Here is a 9435-nt window from a genome sequence, read left to right on the forward strand (position 1 = left end):
CCTGGCGGTGGCCTCCGGCGCCGCGGCCGCCCGCCTGTTCGAGGACGCGGGCGCGGTGGTGCTGCGCGGTGACCGCCAGCTCGACACGACCGCCCTGCTCACCGCGATCCGCGCGATGCCGAACCGGGAAGTCCTCGTCCTGCCCAACGGCGCGCTGCCCGCGCAGGAACTCGTGGCCGCCGGTGTCGCCGCCCGTGACGGGTCACGTGACGTCCTGCTGCTGCCGAGCGCGTCGATGGTGCAGGGCCTGGCCGCGCTCGCGGTCCACGATCGCGGCCGGATCGCCGTGGACGACGCGTTCGCGATGTCGGAGGCGGCTGCGACCACCCGCTGGGGCGCGCTGCGCCCGGCCCGGGTACGCGCGCTGACCATGGTCGGCATGTGCTCGCCCGGTGACGGACTCGGCCTGGTCGGCCACGACGTGGTGGTCATCGACCCCGACGTGGTCGGCGCCGGTCGTATCCTGCTGGACCGGATGCTCGGTCTCGGTGGCGAATTGGTGACACTGCTGATGGGCGCCGACGCGGGCCCCGAACTGGGCGCGGTCCTGGCCGAGCACGTGACAGCCGGTTTCCCCGGTGTCGAGGTCGTGGTGTATTCCGGTGGGCAGCAAGCGGATCTGGTGCAGATAGGGGTCGAGTGATGGCGACGTTGAGTGACCGGCTCGACCACGTGCTCGGGGTGAAGGCGGCCGACCGGCTGACCGAGGCGTTCGACATGACCACGGTCGAGGACCTGTTGCGTCACTATCCCGCCCGCTACGCCACCCAGGGACAGCCGCTCACCGAGGAGGAACCGGAGGAGAGCGCGCACATCACCGTCATCGGCCGGATCACCAAAACCGAACTGCGCCCGATGAAGAACCGGCGCGGCTCGCTGCTCAAGGTGCAGCTCGACACCGGCGCCACCCGCCCGATCGAGGCCACCTTCTTCAACGGTGACAAGGTGCGCTACCTGGTGAAAGAGGGGGTGCGAGCGATGATGTCGGGCACCGTGCACTGGTGGCGCCCCGACCGCTGGAACCTCTCGCACCCGGACTATCTGATCCTGCCCGACAAGGCCGAGGCCGGTGTCGAGGAGCTGACCTCCGTACGCGGCAGCGGCGCGCTGCGCGGACTGGCGCAGAGCGCGAAAGGCGCTGGGGGAGTGGACGCGTCGTTCTTCGAGCGCGAGTTCGTGCCGGTGTACCCGGCGACGGCGAAGGTGCAGAGCTGGGATCTGCTGGCCTGCATTCGCCAGGTGCTCGACCAGCTCGACCCGATCGAGGACCCGCTGCCCGCCGACCTGCGCGAGGAACGCCACCTGCTCGAGGTCTCCGACGCGCTGCGCCTGATCCACCTGCCCGAACACAAGCTCGATATCGAGAAGGCCAGGGACCGGCTGCGTTTCGACGAGGCGCTGGCCCTGCAGCTGGTGCTGGCCGAGCGCAGGCACGAGGTCGAGGGCCGCACCGCCCCGGCGTGCCCGCCGCGCACCGACGGCATCGCCGCCGCCTTCGACGAGCGGCTGCCGTTCGAGCTGACCGAGGGCCAGCAGCAGGTGATCGACGAGATCTCCGCCGACCTGTCGCGCACCCGCCCGATGCACCGCCTGTTGCAGGGCGAGGTGGGCTCGGGCAAGACCATCGTCGCCCTGCACGCGATGCTGCAGGCGGTCGACGCGGGCCGCCAGTGCGCGCTGCTCGCGCCAACGGAAGTGCTCGCCGCCCAGCACTACCGGTCGCTGCGGGCGATGCTCGGTGATCTCGGCACCGCCGGGGAACTCGGCGCGGCCGAACAATCCACGAAGGTGGTGCTGCTCACCGGCTCGATGTCGGTAGCGGCGAAGAAGGCGGCGCTGCTGGACGCGATGACCGGTGAAGCCGGCCTGGTCATCGGCACGCATGCGCTGATCCAGGACGCGGTGGAGTTCTTCGACCTCGGCCTGGTGGTTGTCGACGAACAGCACCGCTTCGGCGTCGAACAGCGCGATGCCCTGCGTGCCAAGGCCAAGGACGGCATCAGCCCGCACCTGCTGGTCATGACCGCCACGCCGATTCCGCGCACCATCGCGATGACCACGCTCGGTGATCTGGAGACCTCCACCCTCACCCAATTGCCCAGGGGCCGTTCACCGATCGTGTCGAAGGTGGTGCCGCGCAAGCTGCATCCGGGCTGGGTGGACCGCGCCTGGGAGCGCATTCTCGAAGAGGTCGGCGCGGGCAGACAGGCGTATGTGGTGTGCTCGCGCATCGGCGAGGACCCCGACGCCCCGCCCGCCAAGGGTAAGAAATCCGCGGAAGAGAAGGAAGGCCCGACCACCCAGGCCGCGGTCGAGATGTACGAGACGCTGAGCGCGGGCCCGCTGTCGGGGGTGCGGGTCGGGCTGCTGCACGGCCGCCTGCCCTCGGACGAGAAGGACCAGGTGATGCGTCAGTTCAACGACGGCGCCATCGATGTCCTGGTGTGCACCACGGTCGTCGAGGTCGGTGTCGACGTGCCGAACGCGACGGTGATGGTGATCGTCGACGCCGACCGGTTCGGCGTGAGTCAGCTGCACCAGCTGCGCGGCCGGATCGGCCGCGGCAAGCATCCCGGGCTGTGTCTGCTGATCACCGATGCCGCGCCCGGCGGCACCGCGATGGCCCGGCTGGAGGCGGTGGCCGCGACCACCGACGGCTTCGAACTCTCGGTGCTCGACCTGCGCCAGCGCCGCGAGGGCGATGTGCTCGGCGCGGCGCAGTCCGGCACCGCCCGGTCGCTGCGGCTGCTGTCGCTGCTCGACGACCTCGAGGTCATCACCGCCGCCCAGGAGCTGGCCAGGCAGGTCGTCGCCGACGACCCCGGCCTGGTGAAGCATCCCGGGCTGGCGGGGATGATGGACGCCGCCGTCGACGGCGAACGCATCGAATACCTCGCGAAGTCCTGACGCTCAGCGCGGCAGGCGCGGATACGGCAGATCGGTGCTGGTGTGCTCGGCCACCGCGAGCGGCCGCCCGATCTGCGGGAACGCGCGCTGCGGGCACGCGGGCCGCTCGCACACCTTGCAGCCCGCCCCGATCGGCACCGCCACCTGCGGGTCGTCCAGTTGCAGGCCCTGGGAGTAGACCAGCCGGTCGGCGTATTCGATATCGCAGCCGAGCCCGATGACGAAGTTCTTCGCCGCGGTGCCGTAGCCCTGCGCGGATGCCGGGGTGGTCCGGGCGATCCACAGGTAGCGGCGCCCGTCGGGCATCTCCGAGATCTGGGTGAGGATGCGGCCCGGGTGCGCGAACGCCTCGTGGGTGACCCACAGCGGGCAGCTGCCGCCGACCCGGGAGAAATGGAACGCGGTGGCGGACTGCCGTTTCGAGATGTTGCCCGCCCGGTCGGTGCGTACCAGGAAGAACGGCACCCCGCGCTGGCCCTGTCGCTGCAGGGTGCTCAGCCGGTGGCACACCGTCTCGAAGCCGACCTCGAACCGCAGCGCGAGCAGGTCGACGTCGTAGCGCAGTTCCTCCGCCGACCGCAGGAACCGGCCGTAGGGCAGGATCAGCGCGCCCGCGAAGTAGTTGGCCAGCCCGACCCTGGCCAGGGTGCGGGACTCACCGGTGAGTGCCCGTGATTCGGCGAGGACGTTGTCGATCTCGCGCCCGTAGAGCAGCAGGCCCAGGGTGGTGGCGATCTGGAAGGCGCGCTGTCCGGGGCGCAGCCGCCGCGCCAGGGTGAGCGTGCGGGTGTCGGGATCGTAGTGGCGCTTGGGAATGGTCGGGTCGGCGCCGTCGCCGCGGACCAGCACGGTGACACCCGCGCGTTCCTCGGCGATCCTGGCCAGCTGCCGGTCCAGCGAGCCGATGCTCAGCCCCGACTCCTCGAACAGCTGCTCGGCGGCGTGGTCGAGGGTGGAGATGTGGTTGCGGTGGTCGTAGAAGAAGTCGCGTACGTCCTCGTAGGGCATGGGTGTGCCCGGCGCGCCGCTGGGCGTGTCCACCCGCGAGGACAGCAGGTCGAGCTGATCGGTGGCCGCGCGCAGGCGCCGGTGCATGGCGATGACGATGCGGGCCACCTCCGGCAGCCGGGTCGCGAGTTCCTCGACCTCGGTGATCGGCGCGGTGTCGCCACCGCCCGCGGCTTCCACGAGCACTTCGTGTAGATCCGAGACCAGCCGCGCGTCGGAGTCGGCGGCGAAGAACTGCACATCCAGATCGAAGGTCGAGTTCAGTTTCAGCAGAACGGGAATGGTGAGCGGGCGCTGGTCGCGTTCGAGCTGGTTGAGATAACTGGGCGAGAGATCCAGCGATTTCGCGAGCGCCGCCTGAGTCATCCGTCGTTCTTCACGCAGCCGTCGTAGCCTGGCCCCCGCGTACATCTTCCGCACGCCGGAGATCCTAACTCGCCGGGTTTGCAATGTTCGCTCGAAATCGTGATTGTCTGGGGAGAAGCCCAGTCCTGCAAGGGATTTTACCTGTGACTACCGGTGCGTAACGTGCGAAGAGACCGTTAGGTCGGATCCGGGGTCCGTGGCGATCGGATATCACGTCCCCGACCTTACCGTCCAGCCTTCGCAATGTTCGCTGATTCATCGAGTGTCGCACACAAAAATACGCTTGTTCAGCATGTTCTCCGAGCGGTTCGCGGTGCGTAGCGTGCGAATTGTGGCTGGGATCGACCAGCTGGAATCGGAGGATCAGTGAAAACCCATCTCGTTCGCAGTGTCGGCGCCGCCGAGGAGTTCCCCCGCGCGCAGCACCTGGCCACGCTGGTGGCGGAGGTGGCCACCGACCCGGTGCCGGTGTCAGGCGAGGTCACCGACATGATCGTCAACCGGATCATCGACAACGCGGCGGTGGCCGCGGCCTCGGTCCTGCGCGGCCCGGTGCGGACGGCCAGAGCGCAGGCGAGCGCCCATCCGCTGCCCGTGGGCGCACGCCGACACGGCGCCACCGTGTTCGGACTGGCGGGCGCGCAGCGCTTTTCCCCGGAGTGGGCGGCGCTGGCCAACGGTGTCGCGGTCCGCGAACTCGACTTCCACGACACCTTCCTGGCCGCCGAGTACTCCCATCCCGGCGACAACATCCCGCCGATCCTGGCCGTCGCCCAGCACACCGGGCGCAGCGGCGCCGAGCTGATCCGCGGCCTGGCGACCGGCTACGAGATCCAGATCGACCTCGTGCGCGCGATCTGCCTGCACGAGCACAAGATCGACCATGTCGCCCATCTCGGCCCGTCGGCCGCGGCGGGCATCGGCACGCTGCTCGGTCTCGACGCCGAGACCATCTATCAGGCGGTCGGCCAGGCGCTGCACACCACCACCGCGACCCGGCAGTCCCGCAAGGGCGAGATCTCCAGCTGGAAGGCCTACGCGCCGGCCTTCGCGGGCAAGATGGCGGTCGAGGCGGTCGACCGCGCGATGCGCGGGGAGGGCGCGCCCGCCCCGATCTGGGAGGGCGCCGACGGCGTCATCGCCTGGCTGCTCGGCGGCGCCGACGCCGAATACCGGGTGCCGCTGCCGGGCCCCGGCGAGGCCAAGCGCGCGATCCTGGACAGCTACACCAAGGAGCACTCGGCCGAATACCAGAGCCAGGCCCCGATCGACCTGGCGCGCAGGCTGCGCGAGCGGATCGCCGACACCGCCCGCATCACCTCGATCGTGCTGCACACCAGCCATCACACCCACTACGTGATCGGCACCGGGTCCGGTGACCCGCAGAAGTTCGACCCGCACGCCAGCCGCGAGACCCTCGACCACTCGCTGCCCTATATCTTCGCGGTCGCCCTGCAGGACGGCACCTGGCATCACGAGCGCTCTTACGCACCCGAGCGCGCGCGCAGGCCCGACACCATCGCGCTGTGGCGCAAGATCTCCACCGTCGAGGACCCGGAGTGGACGCGCCGCTATCACGCGACCGACCCGGCGGAGAAAGCCTTCGGCGCCAGGGCCGTGGTCACCCTCGACGACGGCACCGTCGTCGTCGACGAGCTCGCGGTGGCCGACGCGCATCCGCTGGGCGCGCGGCCGTTCGCCCGCGCGCAGTACCTCGAGAAGTTCCGCGTCCTCGCCGACGGCGTCGTCGCGCCGGACGAGCAGGAGCGCTTCCTCGACGCCGCGCAGCGGACCCCGGAGCTGGCCGCGGGCGAGCTGGACCAGCTCAGCTTCGCGGTCGACCCGGTCCTGTTCGAGGTGCTCCCCGCCGCGCGGGAAGGACTGTTCTGATGAGTGTTTCGGGACTGCTCGCCGCGCACACCAGCCCGGCGCGCAAACGCGCCGCGTTCCGGGCCGGCCTGGCCTCCGGACAGTTGCAGCGGTTGCCGGGCGCGGTGAATCCGCTGGTGGCCACGCTGATCCAGGAGATCGGATTCGACGGCGTGTACGTCTCCGGTGCGGTGGTGTCGGCCGAGCTGGCGCTGCCCGACATCGGGCTGACCACGCTCACCGAGGTCGTCGAACGGGGTCGCCAGATCGCGCGCGCCACCGAGCTGCCGGTCCTCGTCGACGCCGACACCGGCTTCGGCGAACCGATGAACGCCGCCCGCACGGTGGCCCTGCTCGAGGACGCGGGCCTGGCCGGCTGTCACCTCGAGGATCAGGTCAATCCCAAACGGTGCGGTCATCTCGACGGCAAGGCGGTGGTCGAGACCGCGGCGATGGTGCGCCGGATCCGGGCCGCGGTCGCGGTGCGCCGCGATCCCGGCTTCGTGATCTGTGCCCGCACCGACGCGCGCGCCATCGAGGGACTCGACGCGGCGATCGAGCGGGCCAAGGCCTACGCCGACGCGGGCGCCGACCTGATCTTCACCGAGGCGCTGGTCGAGGAGGCCGAGTTCGCGAGGTTCCGTGCCGCCGTGGATGTCCCGCTGCTGGCGAACATGACCGAGTTCGGCAAGACCCCGCTGCTGTCGGTCGCGACCTTGACCGATCTCGGCTACAACGCGGTGATCTACCCGGTCACCACGCTGCGGCTGGCGATGGGCGCGATCGAGGACGGCCTGCGCGAGATCGCCACGGCAGGAACCCAAACGGCGTTGCTGGGTCGCATGCAGCACCGGTCGCGGCTCTACGAACTGCTGGGCTACCAGCGCTACAACGAATTCGACTCCGGCATCTTCGATTTCACAGTGAGTGAGTGACCATGACCAGTGGACATACGGCACCGCGGCCCATCGCCAAGGGGCTGGCGGGCGTGGTGGTCGACACGACGAGCATCTCCAAGGTGGTTGCCGAGACCAACTCGCTGACCTACCGCGGCTATCCCGTGCAGGATCTGGCCGCGCGCTGCACCTTCGAGGAGGTCGCCTACCTGCTCTGGCACGGCGAGCTGCCCGACGACGGGCAGCTGCAACAGCTGTGCCAGCGCGAACGCGCGCAGCGCCGGATCGACCGGTCGGTGCTGGCGCTGGTGGAGAAGATGCCCGACACCTGTCATCCGATGGATGTGGTGCGCACGGTCGTCAGCTACCTCGGCACCGAGGACGCCGCCGCCGAGAGCGTGGGCGAACGGGAAAGACTCGCCGCCGCACTGCGATTGACCGCGCTGCTGCCCACGGTGATCGCGGCCGCGATGCGCAGGCGGCGCGGGCTCGACCCGATCGCCCCGCATTCCCAGCTCGGGTTCGCCGAGAACTTCCTGTACATGTGCTTCGGCGAGGTGCCCGCGCCGCGGATCGTGCGGGCGTTCGAGATCTCGCTGATCCTCTACGCCGAGCACGGTTTCAACGCCTCCACCTTCGCCGCCCGGGTGGTGACCTCCACCGGCTCGGACCTGTACAGCGCGATCACCGCGGCCATCGGCGCGTTGAAGGGCAGGCTGCACGGCGGCGCCAACGAGGCGGTCATGCACACCATGCTCGAGATCGGTGACCCCGCTCGGGCCGCGGCCTGGGTCGGCGAGACGCTGGCCGCGCGGCGCAAGGTGATGGGCTTCGGCCACCGCGTCTACCGTAACGGCGACTCGCGGGTGCCGACGATGAAGGCCGCCCTCGACGAGGTGGCCGCGGTCACCGGCGGACAGCGGTGGGTGCGGATGTACGACGCGCTCGCCGCGGCCATGGCCGAGAAGACCGGTATCGCACCGAATCTCGACTTCCCCGCCGGGCCCGCCTACTACCTGATGGGCTTCGACATCGAGATGTTCACGCCCATCTTCGTGATGAGCCGGATCACCGGCTGGACCGCGCACATCGCCGAGCAGTCGGCCGCGAACGCGCTGATCCGGCCGCTGTCGGAGTATCGCGGCGTCGACCAGCGTCCGGTGCCCACGCGTCACTGAACCGGTCCGCGTCGGCCCCGCATCGCCGACGCCGCGGACCGGCACCACCGCCCCGGACGGATCACCCGTCCGGGGCGGTGCTGTGTTCAGCGCAGCGCGGCGGCCGCCGTCACCAGGTTGCGCAGCGACGCCTCAACCTCCACCGGGCCACGCGTCTTGAGACCGCAGTCCGGGTTCACCCAGAGTCGTTCGGCCGGTACGGCCGCCAGCGCGGCCGACAGTGCGGCGGTGATCTCCTCGACCGAGGGCACCCGGGGCGAGTGGATGTCGTAGACGCCGGGGCCGACCCCGAGCGCGAAACCGGCCGCGTTCAGGTCGTCGAGAACCTCCATGTGCGAGCGGGCCGCCTCGATCGAGGTGACATCGGCGTCCAGGCCCGCGATCGCCGAGATCACCTCGCCGAACTCCGAATAGCACAGGTGCGTGTGCACCTGGGTGGTGTCGGCGACCCCGGCGGTGGCCAACCGGAACGCGTCCACCGACCAGCGCAGGTAAGCGGGCTGATCGGCCGCGCGCAGCGGCAGCAGCTCGCGCAGGGCGGGCTCGTCGACCTGGATGATCCGGGCGCCCTGGGCCTGCAGGTCCACCGTCTCGTCCCGGATCGCCAGTGCGACCTGGCGGGCCGAGTCGGCGAGCGGCTGATCGTCGCGGACGAACGACCACGCCAGGATCGTCACCGGACCGGTCAGCATGCCCTTGACCGGCTTGGCGGTCAGCGACTGGGCGTAGCCGATCCACGACAGCGTCATCGGCGCGGGCCGCGCGACGTCGCCGAACAGGATCGGTGGGCGCACACAGCGGGTGCCGTAGGACTGCACCCAGCCCGCCTCGGTGGTGGCGAAGCCGTCGAGGAGCTCGGCGAAGTACTGGACCATGTCGTTGCGTTCCGGCTCGCCGTGCACCAGCACGTCCAGGCCGAGCTTCTCCTGCAGGGCGATCACGTCGGCGATCTCGGCCCGCATCCGGCGCTCGTATTCGGCCGCATCGATCTCGCCGGTGCGCAGCGCGGCGCGGGCCAGGCGGATGGCCGAGGTCTGCGGGTAGGAGCCGATCGTGGTGGTCGGCAGCACCGGCAGGTCGAGGTGAGCGCGCTGCGCCGCCCTGCGCTCGTCGGCGGGGGAGCGGGTCAGGTCGTCCTCGTCGAGGGCGGCCAGGCGGGCGCGGACCCGGTCGTCGTGCAGGCGCGGGTCGGTGCGCCTGGTCTCGGCGGC

The 9435-nt window shown here is 70.4% G+C and carries 6 protein-coding genes and 1 pseudogene; 5 read left to right on the forward strand and 2 right to left on the reverse strand.

What is annotated here, in order from left to right; all coding sequences use genetic code 11:
- Positions 1-643, forward strand: a pseudogene (locus V8688_RS29910) (dihydroxyacetone kinase); the annotation flags it as partial.
- Positions 643-2907 (forward strand): ATP-dependent DNA helicase RecG, encoded by a 2265-nt coding sequence (recG, locus tag V8688_RS29915; protein ID WP_342802196.1) that lies wholly within the window; start codon positions 643-645, stop codon positions 2905-2907. The pseudogene V8688_RS29910 and the gene recG, both read left to right, overlap by 1 nt.
- A gap of 3 nt (positions 2908-2910) precedes the next feature.
- On the opposite strand, the gene V8688_RS29920 is transcribed toward recG, so the two are convergent.
- On the reverse strand, positions 2911-4335 hold the full coding sequence (locus tag V8688_RS29920) for a short-chain fatty acyl-CoA regulator family protein (RefSeq protein WP_218719250.1): 1425 nt from the start codon (positions 4333-4335) through the stop codon (positions 2911-2913).
- 312 nt (positions 4336-4647) lie between these two features.
- On the opposite strand from V8688_RS29920, the gene V8688_RS29925 reads away from it, so the two are divergent.
- The 3 genes from V8688_RS29925 to V8688_RS29935 are packed head-to-tail and all read left to right on the forward strand — an operon-like array spanning position 4648 to position 8224.
- On the forward strand, positions 4648-6171 hold the full coding sequence (locus V8688_RS29925; protein ID WP_218719251.1) for an MmgE/PrpD family protein: 1524 nt from the start codon (positions 4648-4650) through the stop codon (positions 6169-6171).
- Positions 6171-7085, forward strand: coding sequence for a methylisocitrate lyase (prpB, locus tag V8688_RS29930; RefSeq protein WP_342802197.1), 915 nt, complete (start codon positions 6171-6173; stop codon positions 7083-7085). Before V8688_RS29925 ends, prpB begins: the two co-directional genes overlap by 1 nt.
- A 2-nt stretch (positions 7086-7087) precedes the next feature.
- A complete protein-coding gene (locus tag V8688_RS29935; protein ID WP_342802198.1) occupies positions 7088-8224 on the forward strand; it encodes a bifunctional 2-methylcitrate synthase/citrate synthase in 1137 nt (378 codons plus the stop codon).
- A gap of 86 nt (positions 8225-8310) precedes the next feature.
- Here the strand turns inward: V8688_RS29935 and metE are convergent.
- On the reverse strand, positions 8311-9435 hold a 1125-nt coding region (metE, locus tag V8688_RS29940), incomplete at its 5' end, for a 5-methyltetrahydropteroyltriglutamate--homocysteine S-methyltransferase (protein ID WP_342802199.1).

This window comes from Nocardia sp. No.11 (genome assembly GCF_038752175.1).
Lineage (GTDB): Bacteria > Actinomycetota > Actinomycetes > Mycobacteriales > Mycobacteriaceae > Nocardia > Nocardia canadensis.

What these genes read in the sequence shown, in the direction of transcription:
- recG (WP_342802196.1), top strand. Translation starts at nt 643, where the DNA reads ATGGCGACGTTGAGTGACCGGCTCGACCACGTGCTCGGGGTGAAGGCG.
- prpB (WP_342802197.1), top strand. Translation starts at nt 6,171, where the DNA reads ATGAGTGTTTCGGGACTGCTCGCCGCGCACACCAGCCCGGCGCGCAAA.
- V8688_RS29935 (WP_342802198.1), top strand. Translation starts at nt 7,088, where the DNA reads ATGACCAGTGGACATACGGCACCGCGGCCCATCGCCAAGGGGCTGGCG.